At 48.8% G+C, this 13,988-nt stretch carries 12 protein-coding genes and 1 CRISPR repeat array; of the genes, 4 read left to right on the top strand and 8 right to left on the bottom strand.

Features of this window, described 5'->3' with window-relative positions; all coding sequences use genetic code 11:
• The first annotated feature begins 6 nt into the window (after window positions 1-6).
• Window positions 7-2,766 (top strand): VWA domain-containing protein, encoded by a 2,760-nt coding sequence (locus HYR79_08265; GenBank protein ID MBI1821689.1) that lies wholly within the window; start codon window positions 7-9, stop codon window positions 2,764-2,766.
• 91 nt (window positions 2,767-2,857) lie between these two features.
• Entirely contained in the window at window positions 2,858-3,253 is a 396-nt protein-coding gene (locus HYR79_08260) for a PilZ domain-containing protein (GenBank protein ID MBI1821688.1), read from the top strand.
• A gap of 23 nt (window positions 3,254-3,276) precedes the next feature.
• Window positions 3,277-4,676: a CRISPR direct-repeat array (repeat unit 37 nt; unit sequence GTTTCAATCCTCACCCGCCCCGAAGGACGGGTGCTAC).
• Between the two features lie 178 nt (window positions 4,677-4,854).
• Here the strand turns inward: HYR79_08260 and cas2 are convergent.
• The 8 genes from cas2 to HYR79_08220 all read right to left on the bottom strand — a co-directional run bounded on the left by cas2 (window position 4,855) and on the right by HYR79_08220 (window position 13,130).
• Complete coding sequence (gene cas2, locus HYR79_08255) at window positions 4,855-5,145, bottom strand: CRISPR-associated endonuclease Cas2 (protein ID MBI1821687.1); 291 nt, start codon at window positions 5,143-5,145, stop codon at window positions 4,855-4,857.
• Between the two features lie 6 nt (window positions 5,146-5,151).
• Window positions 5,152-6,183, bottom strand: coding sequence for a type I-C CRISPR-associated endonuclease Cas1 (gene cas1c / locus HYR79_08250; GenBank protein ID MBI1821686.1), 1,032 nt, complete (start codon window positions 6,181-6,183; stop codon window positions 5,152-5,154).
• Between the two features lie 32 nt (window positions 6,184-6,215).
• Entirely contained in the window at window positions 6,216-6,836 is a 621-nt protein-coding gene (cas4, locus tag HYR79_08245) for a CRISPR-associated protein Cas4 (GenBank protein ID MBI1821685.1), read from the bottom strand.
• A 1-nt stretch (window position 6,837) separates the two neighbouring features.
• A complete protein-coding gene (locus HYR79_08240) occupies window positions 6,838-9,072 on the bottom strand; it encodes a DEAD/DEAH box helicase (GenBank protein MBI1821684.1) in 2,235 nt (744 codons plus the stop codon).
• Window positions 9,073-9,936 (bottom strand): type I CRISPR-associated protein Cas7, encoded by an 864-nt coding sequence (locus HYR79_08235; GenBank protein MBI1821683.1) that lies wholly within the window; start codon window positions 9,934-9,936, stop codon window positions 9,073-9,075.
• A gap of 2 nt (window positions 9,937-9,938) precedes the next feature.
• A complete protein-coding gene (locus tag HYR79_08230) occupies window positions 9,939-12,065 on the bottom strand; it encodes a hypothetical protein (GenBank protein MBI1821682.1) in 2,127 nt (708 codons plus the stop codon).
• Window positions 12,055-12,723 carry a CRISPR-associated protein Cas5 gene (gene cas5 / locus HYR79_08225; protein ID MBI1821681.1) on the bottom strand — a complete coding sequence of 223 codons (669 nt, stop codon included), beginning with the start codon at window positions 12,721-12,723 and terminating at the stop codon, window positions 12,055-12,057. Before cas5 ends, HYR79_08230 begins: the two co-directional genes overlap by 11 nt.
• Before the next feature lie 116 nt (window positions 12,724-12,839).
• Window positions 12,840-13,130, bottom strand: a complete 291-nt coding sequence (locus HYR79_08220) for a WYL domain-containing protein (protein MBI1821680.1) — start codon at window positions 13,128-13,130, stop codon at window positions 12,840-12,842.
• Between HYR79_08220 and HYR79_08215 the strand changes: the two genes are divergently transcribed.
• The gene (locus HYR79_08215; GenBank protein ID MBI1821679.1) at window positions 13,107-13,334 is read left to right on the top strand and encodes an AbrB/MazE/SpoVT family DNA-binding domain-containing protein; all 228 of its coding nucleotides are present in this window, start codon (window positions 13,107-13,109) and stop codon (window positions 13,332-13,334) included. The genes HYR79_08220 and HYR79_08215 overlap by 24 nt on opposite strands.
• 3 nt (window positions 13,335-13,337) lie before the next feature.
• A complete protein-coding gene (locus HYR79_08210; GenBank protein MBI1821678.1) occupies window positions 13,338-13,724 on the top strand; it encodes a type II toxin-antitoxin system death-on-curing family toxin in 387 nt (128 codons plus the stop codon).
• Window positions 13,725-13,988: the final 264 nt, after the last annotated feature.

The raw sequence follows: 13,988 nt of genomic DNA, 5'->3' as shown, positions 1-13,988 counted from the left end.
CCTTTGATGGATAGCCGCCTGGAGGATTTCTCCGCGAAAATCAATCAGATTTCCCCGAAAGCCGCCCGGGCGTTTGACCGGGTCAGTGAAGAGCTGTTTTACAAACTCCCGTTCAACCTCTTTCAACCCTGGTTTAATCTTGGTTTTCTAATTTCCTACGCTTCCTCTGCCAATGGCATCAAGTTTTTTAATGACAGTCCTGAAATTCTTCAGCAAATCAAAAACCACCCGGCCCTGACGGCTTTTCTTCAAACCGGTCTGCATCTTGGGCTTGAGCAAAACAGCATGGCTCTGGACTATTTTCGGCGTTTACCCGAGCTGATCCACCATTTTCCACCTGAAACCCTCGACGAATGGGCGCGTAAAGGGAACCTTCTGGCCAAAGAAGATTATCTCACCGGCACAGAATATTTTAAATCAGGCCCCTCTATTCTCCCCGTCCTGGATGCGGGGTTGCTGGAACCCTGGGGTAAAATCGGCCTTTTGCTGTCCAGAGAAGATCTCCAGGCCAAAAGTTTCCTGACCCTGGAATATTTCAGAACCTCTCCCGAAATCTTCGCCCGGGTAAAGGACTCTTCGCTTCATCCTCAAATCCTTAAAATTGGTCACGCCCTGGCGCTCCAGGCCCCGAAAGAAACGTTGGGGTATTTCAAGGCTGTTCCGGAAATTTTTCAAAACCTCCATCAGAAAGAGGAAATTCATCTTATTTTTTCTCTTGCCGGCGAGATCGGCTTTCAGGCGCCCTCGGCCGTGACCGGCTTTTTAACCCATGCCACCGACCTTTTAAAAATGATGAACGGGAATTTAACTTCCCTAAAGGTTTTTGTCGAAGCCGGCCTCAAAATCAAAATTAAAGAGAACCCTGAGCTGGTCAGGGCCTTCTTTGCTCTTAAATCTCAAAAATCAATCGACACCATCCGGAGCTTATCCCATAACGTCTTTTTATCGGATGTCCATAAACGTTTAAAATATTTTGCCGAAATGATCACCGGACGGACGGTTGAAATCACGCCGGGTTTGATCCCCTCAAGCCGGCTTAAAGATCGTACCGGAACCATTACCCTCCCCGAAAAAATCAATGTTTACATGGATCGTGACGATAATCTCAAACTCTATAAATTAATGACCCTTCATGAATCCGCCCATATTGAATTTGGAAGCTATACCCCTCTTGGACCGGCCTCCATCCGGGAGCTCATGGCCCTGTCAGAAAAAGAAGGGCTGACTTTTTCCCCCCGGCAACCGGTTTGGCGCTATTTTCCTGACCCGGTTCTGGCCCAGAATCTCTGGATGATCGCCGAAGAGTCGAGAATCGACTATCTCCTCCGGCTGAAATATTCGGGGGCGATGCGGGAGTTGAAACCGATCCTGGCGAGCCAAAAAGAAAAACGGCCTGATTTATTTCAACTCCCGGAAGAAAAAGGGGTTCTGGAGGCCTTATTCCAGTTATCGGTCAATGAGGATATCGTCGTTCCCCTTCCCATCGCCAATACCGTCTCCCGGGCATTTTCCATTTTAAAAACACTCTGGCATCCGGAGACCGCCGTGGAAGACACCCTCCATACCGTCTGCCTGATCTATGGCCAGCTCCGTAAAGAGATCAAACAAAACGCGCCGGAAGATAAAAAACCGGATGTCATCCCCCCCGCAGAAAATATTCCCAACTACGGGACCCTCCCCGAAAGCGCCTTTTCCAATCACGGCCTGATCACTCCTGACCTGGCGTTTCAAACGGAATCGGCGCCCGTTGATTCCTCGTTTAATTTAAATATGACCGAGAACCCACTGCCGCAACAGGTCCAATCCGAAACCATCACCCTCTCCCCTCAGTCAACCGGAGAGCCGGCTTCAAATAAAACGTCCGTTAAACCGGGGGCAAAGGACTCTTTCTCATACCCTGAATGGGACTGGATGAACCAGGACTATAAACCGGACTGGTGCAAACTCGTTGAAAAAGGTTTCGAACCGCCGTCGATTCATCCAACGGGACCGGACCTCCCTTACGGATCGCTCCTTTCCCTTCGGAGATATTTTGAAAAACTCCGGCCTGAAAATTACAGAAACGCAAAAAAACAGAAAGACGGTGAAGAATTTGATTTCGACCGTTTAATCGAGGCTGTTGTAGACATCCAATCAGGTTTTACCCCATCTGAAAATTTTTACATCCGAAGAGAAAAAAAGGAAAGGAAAATTTCAGTCGCCTTTTTAATCGATTTAAGCGGATCGACCCGGCAGGTTATTCCCGGCGCCGAAAAAAGAATTATCGATATTGAAAAAGAAAGCTTAAAATTAATGGCCGAAGCCTTAAATTCAATCGGTGATGAATATGGAATTTTCGGGTTTTCAGGGCAGTCGCGGGAGCAGATCGATTTTTATACGATTAAAGGTTTTGACGACAAGAATGCCCTCTTATTCAACCAGAAATTAGGGGCCCTGGAACCTTTAAAGCAAAACCGGGATGGCACCGCCATCCGCCACCTCACCCACAAATTCGTCCAACGGGAAGCCAAAATCAAACTGATGATCATCCTCAGCGACGGAAAACCTCTGGATGACGATTACCTGGAGCTTTACGCCCTGGAAGATACCAAAATGGCGCTAAGGGAGGCCAAAAACAGAGGAATTCACCCTTTCTGCATTACTGTGGACAAACAGGCCGGCAATTATATCCAGAAAATGTATCAGGACGTCAACTATACGTTCATCTCCGACATTCAAACCCTTCCCCAAAAACTCCCCCAAATCTATAAAAAGCTCACCACCTAAAGATCAAGGTTCTAAATCCCGGAGGTTAAGTATTTCTATAAAAACGGTTCATATGATACACTTAACTTAAGAAACCCCATCGGGCAAAAGTATGGCCAACAGCCTATCAGATCAGGGAAAATCGGATTTTACGAACCTAAGGCAACATCCACGGGCGGAGGTTGACTTAAAAACCGACTTTAAAATCCTCTCAGCGAAAAAGGAAGCCGACATTTCATCCGATGAGCTGGTGACTTCGAACGCCAGAACTTTAGGCGAAGGGGGTCTTTTGTTTGTCTCCCGGGTTCCTCTTGCCGTTGGGACCAGAGTCGACATGAAACTATATTTTTATTCACTCACCATTGAATTTGTTGCCGAAGTGGTGTGGATGAAAGAACAGACCGAATTCGGAACGTCTGAATATTTTTGCGGTTCAAAGTATGCGGCGATCTCCAATGACAATTTTTCCCACCTCCGTAATATTCTCCGATCTTATCAGACCCATTAAAAGCTGGAATGAAGCAACTGAAAGTTTCAATCCTCACCCGCCCCGAAGGACGGGTGCTACCAACGATCTCGACATCGACAACGACATCGACCACGTTTCAATCCTCACCCGCCCCGAAGGACGGGTGCTACATCATTATCAAACTCAAACCGGTGCTTTGCAATCGTTTCAATCCTCACCCGCCCCGAAGGACGGGTGCTACCGAGCCCTGCGCGCCCAGGTAGATGCGGGCGAAATGTTTCAATCCTCACCCGCCCCGAAGGACGGGTGCTACCCGACCTTCGACTGCCTGGCTATATCAGCAGACGGTTTCAATCCTCACCCGCCCCGAAGGACGGGTGCTACAAAAGTCCCACCGCTGGATATACTCCAATATTTTTGTTTCAATCCTCACCCGCCCCGAAGGACGGGTGCTACTTTTTGCGGGGATGAATTCAAAAGCTCCATTACGTGGTTTCAATCCTCACCCGCCCCGAAGGACGGGTGCTACCAGACGCAAAAGCAGTGACCAAGCTCAGCGCTGGACGTTTCAATCCTCACCCGCCCCGAAGGACGGGTGCTACGGAAAGTCTATCTCCGATAGGGATAAATCCGCCTGGTTTCAATCCTCACCCGCCCCGAAGGACGGGTGCTACTCCAGAATAAGAAATCAAAAAAGGAAGGGAAATTAAGTTTCAATCCTCACCCGCCCCGAAGGACGGGTGCTACACGCACAGAGAGCAATAGATCACGCGGTTTGAAAGTTTCAATCCTCACCCGCCCCGAAGGACGGGTGCTACTAAAGTAGAATCCTTTATTCCTGTTCTTTCACTTGTTTCAATCCTCACCCGCCCCGAAGGACGGGTGCTACCATGTATTCAACTTACAAACCAGGGTTAGAAATAGGTTTCAATCCTCACCCGCCCCGAAGGACGGGTGCTACAAAAAAGTGACCTTAGAATCTCCTGGTATTTGGTGTTTCAATCCTCACCCGCCCCGAAGGACGGGTGCTACCTCTGAATTAGATTTAAATACAAATGCCAAATCTAGTTTCAATCCTCACCCGCCCCGAAGGACGGGTGCTACCAGGGCAATGGATAGATAAAATTCATGTCTAAATTGTTTCAATCCTCACCCGCCCCGAAGGACGGGTGCTACAAACGGTTTAAACAAGATCTTAAACAGTTAATCAGTTTCAATCCTCACCCGCCCCGAAGGACGGGTGCTACGAGATTATAATAGATTTCAGCCAAATTAGCCAATAGTTTCAATCCTCACCCGCCCCGAAGGACGGGTGCTACGCCGCCTATTCTTCCGCCGAGTTCGCTTATCATTCGTTTCAATCCTCACCCGCCCCGAAGGACGGGTGCTACGCTGGCGCTGCTAATTGAATCTCAGGAAGAACTTGTTTCAATCCTCACCCGCCCCGAAGGACGGGTGCTACAGTACATCTAAAAACACTTTTATTTTTAATAGGTTATCAGTAAAAACTTGCGAACATTTCTTATTTGCAGACTTCATCTTAACATACCCGGTTAGTTTTTCCTTCTTTTCCATTGTTTTTCAATGATTTAAAGAGTTAGCGAACCCCCCGGCATTTTTCTATCACTGGATATCCGCGCTTATGCCAATAAAGGCCCATCGAAATCTATTGTTTTATTAATCCCAAAGGATTTAATGTATTTGTCTTTTGGTTCCGGTAGCCGGTAAATTCTAAGACTATCTTCTTTTGCTTCAATAATGTCCGATAACTTTCGAACCAATTCTTCATATTGCATGGGGTTTACTGTGCACTCAAAAACAGATTTCTGTACCCGCTGACCAAAGTTTTTACAAGTCTGAGCAACCATCCGTAAGCGCCTGCCTCCAAAGGAGGTCTCTGTAGAAACATCATACGTAATTAAAATATGCATCTGATCTCACCGGTACAAAAAAGGAATATATTCTTCCATATCCCCACGCAATGTTCGGGCAAGCAAGCGCGCTTGAACATGTGGAATCAAACCAATCGGCATTTTTTGTTCCAGGAAAGGATGGAGAATTTCTTCCTGTTTCCGTTTTTGATAAGCAATGACCACCTCTTTTCTCCCTTCGTCATTTAAATGAATCGCTCCGCCAGGTCTTTCAATAAAACAATTTTTATTGATCTGCCTGCGGTTTACGAGAGTTAATGCCAAACGATCTGCCAGGATAGAGCGAAACTCTTCCATTAAATCGAGCGCCAATGCCGCACGGCCTGGCCGGAGGGCATGCAAAAATCCCATCTGCGGGTCTAATCCAACTCCCTCCGCCGCCGCCACGCAATCGTTCATTAACAATGCGTATATAAATGAAATAAGGGCGTTCATCCTGTCCAATGGAGGACGACGGGTTCGCCCGTTCAGCTTAAATGATTCACGGTCTTCTCGAACCAGCTTGTCAAATGATCCAAAATAAGTTCGGGCTGATTCCCCCTCAACACCCCGAATTTGATCAAGGTCCTCGCAATTTGAAAGTCTTGACAAAGCGCCTCCAAGAGACTCGGCTGTGGCTTTTAATGTCAAAACATCTTGCTGATCATCGGTGTCCCGGGCACCTCGAAGAATAACCTGCCGGGTATTTTGAATCTTGCCAGCCACAATATTTTTAGCAATGGAAATTGTTATTTGATTATTGGTCATGGCTTCATGTTGAGCCTTCCTTAAAAGGACATTCCCCGAAACAGGACCTTCAACACGAGCTTTAAACCGGCCATTGCGATCAAGTAACACCATAAAGCGGCCGTCTTCAGCACATCGGTGCATCGCAAATGGGCTCACCATCACATTTCCAAAACAGACAACGCCTCCCAAATGATGAATCGGCACCTGGAGTTTTGTTTCTTTTTCGACCTCCACCTTAAGGGTATCATGATCTAAATGGAGATACGCCCCTTCAGTGGTAATATATAAAGTGTTCAACAGTTGATGCATTTTTGTTCCATTACCATAAATTAAACCTGGCTTTATGGGTCTATCACCCGGAATAAGTTTTCATGTAGTAAACGGGTTCGCTTTTGTTCTGCAATCGCGGAAGGCATACAGGCCTCTTGGAGAGAGCAATTCCGGCAACGAGCATCATTTACTGGCGGAGGGATTGTTTTTGATGAAAACATTCCCCTGATTGCTTTAATTGTAATTTCAACGAGATTATGAAGCTCATGGTCAAATGCCACTTCACGCCGACTGCGGGAACTATGGTGAAAGATAGCTCCACGGGGAACAGGCTGACCGGTCATTTCCTCCAGACATAATGCCTGGGCACAGAGTTGGAGATCATCATTTTCATACTTGTGTAAACGCCCGTGTTTATATTCCACCGGATAGGGAGTTTCACCGTGGAATTCAACCACATCTGCTTTGCCAATCAAACCCAAACGATTATTCCAGAGAGGAAGTGCCCGCTCAATCCGGATTCCATCTTCCCATCCACTTTCTTCCGGGGTGTCCGTCCGCTCATGCAAGTCACGACCCCGCATGGTATAAATATTCTCCTCAAACGTCTGCTCTACATGAATAAGCGCACAACGGCGAGAGCAGTATGTGTATTGATTCAGGGCGGAAATGGGGATAGTTGCCTCATCCATGCTAAATCACCGTTGGCTTGCCACTCACAAACTCTATATCGGGGAGCAGCCCCGCCATGTAGCCGAGAAAGCTGTCGTACGGTAACTGCCATCCGTAAACGCGAGGGGATCTCATGAATTCCTCCAGGCGGAGATCTTCCACCCGCCAACCCCAGATCTGAACACTATGTTTTTGTAGTTCATCCTTCCCGCACCATTTTCCCTGCCGCAACTGTTCTTGCAGTTTGCTAGCGACGACGACAGTTACGGTATTGCTATCTATCACCTTGAATAGTTCTGCTACCTTCGGAAAGTCGGCATTCCTAGCATCGCCGGCACTTTCGGCTCGTAAGAGCTCATCACTTATCGTATTGTCCCAGCGAATCTCCCGCTTCAGGGCTTCCATACAGAACTCCGGCGCGACTTTGCCCTCTTCGAAGAGTTCCCCTAACACGCGAGCCGCCGTTCTGAACTTTGGATGAAGACGAAGCAAGGCATCGGGGATGATCTGAAAATCCCAAACCGTTGCTCGATCCTCTTCATGGCCTCGATTGACTCGCCCTCCAAGCTGTATGAGACTCATCAAACTTGCCCGCTCACGAAAGCCTACGCGAAACGAGAAATCCACTCCAGCTTCCACGCATGAAGTCGCGACTAATGTCCAGTCAGGGTCGGAACTGCTGATAAGGCGTTGTTTGACGTGGTTCAGAGTAATTTCGCGGTCTGCAGGCGTCAAAGCCGTGGATAGGTGCTCGACCTTCCCGCAGCCGTAGCGCTTCGCCATTTCCCTAGCGACCACAGCAGTTGATTGGACCGTGTTCATTATAAGTAACCTTGGCCCTGGATGTTGGCCAACCCATTTCACCAAACCGTCTAAATCGAAAGGCTTGGGCTTTGGCCTGTAAATTACACGCTTTTGTTCCCGGTCAAACGCCTGTGTCCGTGGGGCTTGGGTAACCAGTTCCGGTAGCACGTGTAAACTGGATTGCTGCGAATTCGTCTGTGGGTGAAAATCAGGCAATTCCCAGAATCGAGTAAGCGACCCGGAGGCAAAAACAAAGTGGCATCCCCAATGCTCAGACAGTTCGTTTAGCCATAACCATGCCTGTGGCCACAAATATGCGGGTAATGCCGCGTGAGCTTCGTCGAGAAAGACTGCCGATCCGGGTAATCGATGTAGCTTACGAAGATCGGCCGGCATGTTCGAGGCAAGGGTTTCGAAGAACTGGACAGCAGTAGTTACGACAATGGGCGCATGCCACAACATTGTGAATCGACGACTTTCGGGTGTGGCATAATCAGCCTTGTGATGGTGCTCAGCAACAACTTCTTCCGGGTTTTCACCCTTCAGCGCCAACGCCTCACGGTAAACTTCAACAGCCTGGGTAATAATATTGGTATACGGTAATACGACGAATATCCGGCGCAAATTTTTATCGGAGGCGGCCTTGAGCAGATGCGCCATCACCGCCGTGGTCTTGCCGGAACCTACCGGCGCATCACATGCGTAAAGATGAGGCTGCGTGCTCGCACTTTTACATGCTTGGTAAATTGCCTGGCGCAACTCCGTGCGGGGAGCGTCACGACCCCGATTACGCAATTCCGCAACATAGGAATCAAGCACCGCAAGCCGTTCTTTTGCTCTGAGTAGTGGCGGGGTATTTAAGGGGGCCTTTCCGTAATGGCGCGCGGTATCACCATGGTCTGCGTCGGCTTGGCAGGAAAGAGCAAGCCGCCAGAGGACTTGAAGTTGATTGGTTTCGAGAGAAGGTGGCAATAGTGAATTAGCCTCCTCAACACAATCACGATGTCTCCGTAGATATTCGGCGAGATGGGCGTTGGCGTATGCCCGCCACTCCGGCGAGCCATCTCGCATCCAATGTTGTGACCTATTGATTTCTTCGGGAAGAGATGGGAGACCACGGTGGTGAGCGTAACAAATAAGAGCCGCGTACTTACTTGCCTGATCGCCTTTATTTAACAGATGCGCCGCACCAGCGTCCACATGAGGAACCGGCAACTTACCGCCGCCGGTTCCAGCAAGCACCTTTTGGTTGGCATCGTCCAGTTTTCCGAAGTCATGGAACTCCCCCGCAAGCGTTGCCGTTGCAACCAGCATCTCACCGAAGCGCTTTGAATAACGCCCGCATTTTTCGGCATGTAGGAGTGCGCTGTCACGGCTGGCGCGGATGTGCTCGCCGTACCCCTGCGCCGGAATACTTTGATCCGGTCTGGCGCTGTGGGCAAGATAGCTCATTTACCTCCCGACAAGATCAATACAGACCACTTTTGACGCAAGGTCCGCTGGTAGTTCAGCAGGAGCATCGTAGTCATCCCAAGACTTCGACGATGTGCTGGGATCATCCTTCTTTTTCGGTCTGAGAGCATCAATGAGCGCAAAGTCGGAGCATGACCCGAGCGGATTGTTGTGTTCGCAATACCAAGCGTGACGGAGATCGACGAAGGGGCGGGCATGCGAGCGGGTATGGGCATAAGCATGAGGAATTAGCTTCTTGAGGAGATCGATATCAACCGCCGTGCAACCAGACTTGTGTGCCATGCTGGGATTAACAAAGAAGGGCATGCAATAAATGCCGTGCTGGACAAAGCGATACCCCATAGGGGCCATACCGGCGGTTTTCCCCTCCTCAACACCTGCTTTATTTGTGTTGGTGTGGCGCTCAATCTCGATAGGGGAAATCGACAGACCGAGACCGAATTGAACAACGCCGGTCTTGATCGTCCCTTTGTCCATCGCTTCTTCGAGAAAGGTATTTCCAAAGATGCGGCCATCCCAATATTTTTGTTTGAATGCTGAAGCCCCATCTTCAAGTTCTTTTTTTATTGCCCCCTTGTAATCCCCTTTTTTTGTATCGCGGGACTCCAGGATGACAAATTCCTTTTGGTCCAGTTTCATTTGTTGGCTGAGTTGCTGCCAGACTGGGCCTTCCTTGTCCTCAGCAAGGTCGCGCAACTTACGTTTGAAGGAAACCGGTGAAATTTCGCCTCTGCCATCGGGCCGCTGACGCGGATCGCTCTCACGGTCAGGATCTCCGTTTGGGTTGGAATTGATAACCTCGATAATCAACAGACCGGTGGCGCGCTTGATCTCAGTGTTCATGTTCACTCTCCTTTTTGTTTAGTTTCAGAGTCAGTTTTTTCGGTGCGTGCCAGATAACCAATCAGCATCTGCGCCTTGTCCGCGTCAGTGCAGCGTTCCGAAATTTTACTCAGCGATACCTCGGAACAGGTTTTTCCTAACTCTGAAAGGAAGTAACGAGCCAACCCTACCGGATCTCCGGAAACTGTCTTGGCCCACGCCTGATACGGCAATATCCTGTTCGAATAGAGGGCGAGCGCCTTGACCGGCTCTTCCAAAGCGGTCGGCATCAGCGCATTGCCCATCAGTTGAGGGGGTATACTATTCTTCCGCACATGCTGACAATAGTGGTAATGCAACTGGTCGGCGAGGCTCAGTAACCTGCCAATCAAATAGGGTGGAGACTTCATATAATCCTCCTTTGTGATATTTATCTTGAAGAGTAAAATTCCAAGAAGGCTTGGCAGAATCACTGCCTGCCGCGCGTAGTTCTTATCAGTAGTAAAGACTTGGTCTTGTGCGTGCGCCTGCCCAAGCGCCAACACCAAGCCAACGCCATTACGAGTAGCACCATATAAAGCGTGGTGAAGGATCGGCTGGAGAAAAACTCCTTCTTCCAGGAGCAGGCTAATGCCATCCTCAGCGGCAATATCTTTAACTGCTATGGGTGACCATTGCGGCTGGCCTTTTCCCTTTGTTGTTCCCTTCATGCCACGCGACCAAAAGGTATTGAGCATCCAGACCACCTCCATGGGAAAGGGTGTTTGAGCTTCCCGCCACTCTGGTCGCCCCCCCCCATGGACGAACTGTTTGATCAAGATACGGGGGAGATTGCGACAGCCCATCTGCCAATTCTTTGCGGAGTCGATCAGGTGTTGCGCGCTATAGCGGCGGTGGTTGGACACTCGCGTGCGGGCAGTGTCCATCTTTCGCAGGACAAACACCCGAATATCCAAATTCGGGTTCTTTGCCATGAGTCCACGCAGGGAGCCTGTAACATTTTGAGCGCAATTCTCAAATCGTCCTGTATTGTCAGTATCACTTTCCAACGCGCCGCCGAACATGATGGCTATGTCTGGCGGTTCTGGCGGTAACATTGATGGGTACGATAGGAGGATTTCTTTGTTGTCCGCTGCACGCGCCACAGTATCCCACGTCTTGCCTTTATGGGATGGGTCGGTTAGCCATTCAAGGGCCCCTTTCATCTTTCTGCGGCTCTCTTGGCCTACCCGGCAGGATTCTGCATCAGCCTTGCCGTAGCGATACTGGCACACAGCCGCAGATGCCATTGCTCGCAGCTTTACAATTCCCAGCGTATTCTTCATGCGGACATCATCGAAGGTTAATTCCCATCCTACGCTGTGGTTTCCGAAAATATCGAGTGTCGGAGACGAGGCACCCCTGTTTTCAACTTGGGAAAGGAGTCTATCGTTGATCCAGTCTCTGACGCTTTTATTTTTTACCGGGTATTCGAAACGAGATGCACCATCAACTAATTCAAGAAAGAGCGTAACGTCGTTGCCGGGACCTTCTTCACTCCAAGAAAATAAACCATCAAAATATTTCCCTGCCGCTTTCGGCTGGGTCAACATCTTGTCCTTCAAGGTTTTGAAAAGTTTATTGTAGAGATCTTCTGCCGATGTGTTTTCCAAACGATCAATCAACTCGATGATAGATTGATACATTTGGGGCGCTTCCCCAAGCACACTCTTCAAGACCCTGCCCTTGTCTAAACATTTCCCTATTTTATTGCGGAAATTCTCTTGCCATTTTTTTGTCGGCTCGTCGTTTCTAGTTTTCTCTAAGAGTTGAACAAGTTGTTCTCTAGTCAGCTTGTTCGCTTTCAGTGCCTTCTTTATAGATTTATCGTCCTCATTCTGTTCTGGATCGAATTCAATCCATAGCAGGGGAGGGATGTTGAAATAGGGGAAAGACTGCCTTAAGTCGCCTTTCGATTCCCAAGTCCGGAGATCAGCAACGTCCGCTTTGTCGCCGACGCGCTCGATAGCCGTGATTTCACCCTGCTGGTCAATATAGACGAAGAATGCCAGTTTAGGAGCACGAACTGGCACATATTCCTTATGCCAGTCCGGAGGGCTTATCCCGGCGGCTTCAAGACTGCGAGCTGCATCATAAAGTTCATTGAGCATGATCCACCTCCGGATGATATTTCAACTCACCGCCTCGAATATCAACGTCTTGATCGAAGACATAGCGCGCCTCGGACCTCAAACCATCCGGAAACACCTGCCGCAACATGCTCGACAAGGTCATGTTGAAATCCGTGTATACCCGCGTTTCGGGCCGGAATGCGCCGACGTAATCAGGCGTAAATTCCTTCCAGCCCAAGCAGGGGATATAATGGTTCTGCCCTCGTTTTAGCCTTCTGTTGAACATTTCTTGATATGCGTGAGGGGCAGAAGTGGTACGACTCAGCCAAGCCAAAGTTTTTTCTGAAACTCTGCCATTCGTCTTCACATTGGATTGAGCAACTGCGTACAATCGATAACAGGGGTTGACAAGCACTGAGGATAATAGCTGGTAGCTTGCGCCCTTGTTGATCTGATCGGACTTACGGAGTGGACCACCGTAGTTGGTGTTGTAAGTGTGATATACGATGGGCGCACATATTTCGACTTTGCACGGCACTATCTCCACGGCTTGGATGAATAGAATTGCCTCGAAAATTCCTTTGACCGCAGAGTACGTAGGAGCCGGATAACTCACGGGGCAATCCCCAGAGTCCGGTCTTGTCCAAATAGCAGTAGGACCTGAAATTTCAAGTTGGATTTCATATTTTTTTGTCATTTATTTCTCTCCATACTTTTCTACTTGAAAGAAAAACAATAGAATTGTGGTTATTTTATTCCACCCCTTTGACATCCGAGGTCAAAAATTCTTGTTTTTTTTCTTTAGAAAAAATCTTACGGGGATTTATTTTTTGATAAATTCCCATAATCTTCCAGAGGCTTGATGACTTCTACCCCCGCTCCGAAGCCCAGAACCCATTGCGTAAACTCCGGGGTGACCGCGACATTCAAATCTAACTGAATCTTCCCCCCTTTTAAAACCTTTAATTGCTGGCTGGCATGCACTTTCTTTCCTGAACCCATAAAGTTTCTTTCTTGACCTCTTGAAAAAGAGGTACTACAATGGATATACATTACTTCATCCTCCCTGGAGGTTTTCTTATGATCAAACGTTTGACCAAACATGGCAACAGCCTGGCGCTGGTGATCGACCGGCCTGTGCTCGACCTTCTGGAAATTAATAATGACACCCCTCTTTCAGTCACCACCGACGGAAAGTGCCTGATCATCAGCCCCGTCCGGGATGAAAAGAAGCAGAAGGCCTTTCGCGCGGTTCTGTCTGATGTCAACAAACGCTATGGCCGGGCTCTCAAAAAACTCGCAGACTGACCAATGGAACCGCTTTTTCTGAGTCTTGAGGAAGTTCTCCAAATCCACGCCGATCAAATCAAACGGTATGGTGGAAGCCCTGGCATCCGTGATCTTTCTCTCCTGGAATCGGCTGTCGCTACACCCCAGGCCGGCTTTGGCAGTCAGTATTTGCATGCCGATCTCTTCGAGATGGCCGCAGCGTACCTCTTTCATATTGTACAGAACCACCCATTTGTGGACGGCAACAAGCGTGTTGGCACTGCTGCAGCATTGGTGTTCCTGAAGCTTAGCGGCATCGATATTCAAGTCACAAATGCCGCCCTCGTCAAAACTGTCCTGGGCGTCGCCCAAGGCAAAATCAGCAAAACCTCCCTCGCAGAATATTTCAGACAAAACTTTAAGTCCTAACAATCCCGAATCCAACCAGAACGGCTGTGCCATCGCTTTCTTCCAAGGCTTTTTCACAGGTTATCCGTACTTCAGTCTTCTCAATCTTCACCAAAAACTACCCCTAACCCCGCTAACTTATATTAAAAAATAGTAACTACTCAGGTCTCCCCCGCCTAAAGTAAGGTTTCATTTTTTGCTGGACTTCCAAATCCATATATGGCATATTGTCTCCTATGCAAGAGACAATCGCATGCCAGGGTCTCCATTTGGATGTTGCCAACC

It is taken from the genome of Nitrospirota bacterium (genome assembly GCA_016178585.1).
Lineage (GTDB): Bacteria > Nitrospirota > Nitrospiria > JACQBW01 > JACQBW01 > JACOTA01.
The sequence above is the reverse complement of the archived record's forward strand: the minus strand, read 5'-3'. Positions and strand labels throughout refer to the sequence as shown.

Bases quoted from the DNA above. Each gene is read 5' to 3' on its own strand.
- HYR79_08265 (MBI1821689.1), top strand. From the start codon at position 7: ATGGATAGCCGCCTGGAGGATTTCTCCGCGAAAATCAATCAGATTTCC.
- HYR79_08260 (MBI1821688.1), top strand. From the start codon at position 2,858: ATGGCCAACAGCCTATCAGATCAGGGAAAATCGGATTTTACGAACCTA.
- cas2 (MBI1821687.1), bottom strand. From the start codon at position 5,145: ATGCATATTTTAATTACGTATGATGTTTCTACAGAGACCTCCTTTGGA.
- cas1c (MBI1821686.1), bottom strand. From the start codon at position 6,183: ATGCATCAACTGTTGAACACTTTATATATTACCACTGAAGGGGCGTAT.
- cas4 (MBI1821685.1), bottom strand. From the start codon at position 6,836: ATGGATGAGGCAACTATCCCCATTTCCGCCCTGAATCAATACACATAC.
- HYR79_08240 (MBI1821684.1), bottom strand. From the start codon at position 9,072: ATGAGCTATCTTGCCCACAGCGCCAGACCGGATCAAAGTATTCCGGCG.
- HYR79_08235 (MBI1821683.1), bottom strand. From the start codon at position 9,936: ATGAACACTGAGATCAAGCGCGCCACCGGTCTGTTGATTATCGAGGTT.
- HYR79_08230 (MBI1821682.1), bottom strand. From the start codon at position 12,065: ATGCTCAATGAACTTTATGATGCAGCTCGCAGTCTTGAAGCCGCCGGG.
- cas5 (MBI1821681.1), bottom strand. From the start codon at position 12,723: ATGACAAAAAAATATGAAATCCAACTTGAAATTTCAGGTCCTACTGCT.
- HYR79_08215 (MBI1821679.1), top strand. From the start codon at position 13,107: ATGATCAAACGTTTGACCAAACATGGCAACAGCCTGGCGCTGGTGATC.
- HYR79_08220 (MBI1821680.1), bottom strand. From the start codon at position 13,130: ATGTTTGGTCAAACGTTTGATCATAAGAAAACCTCCAGGGAGGATGAA.
- HYR79_08210 (MBI1821678.1), top strand. From the start codon at position 13,338: ATGGAACCGCTTTTTCTGAGTCTTGAGGAAGTTCTCCAAATCCACGCC.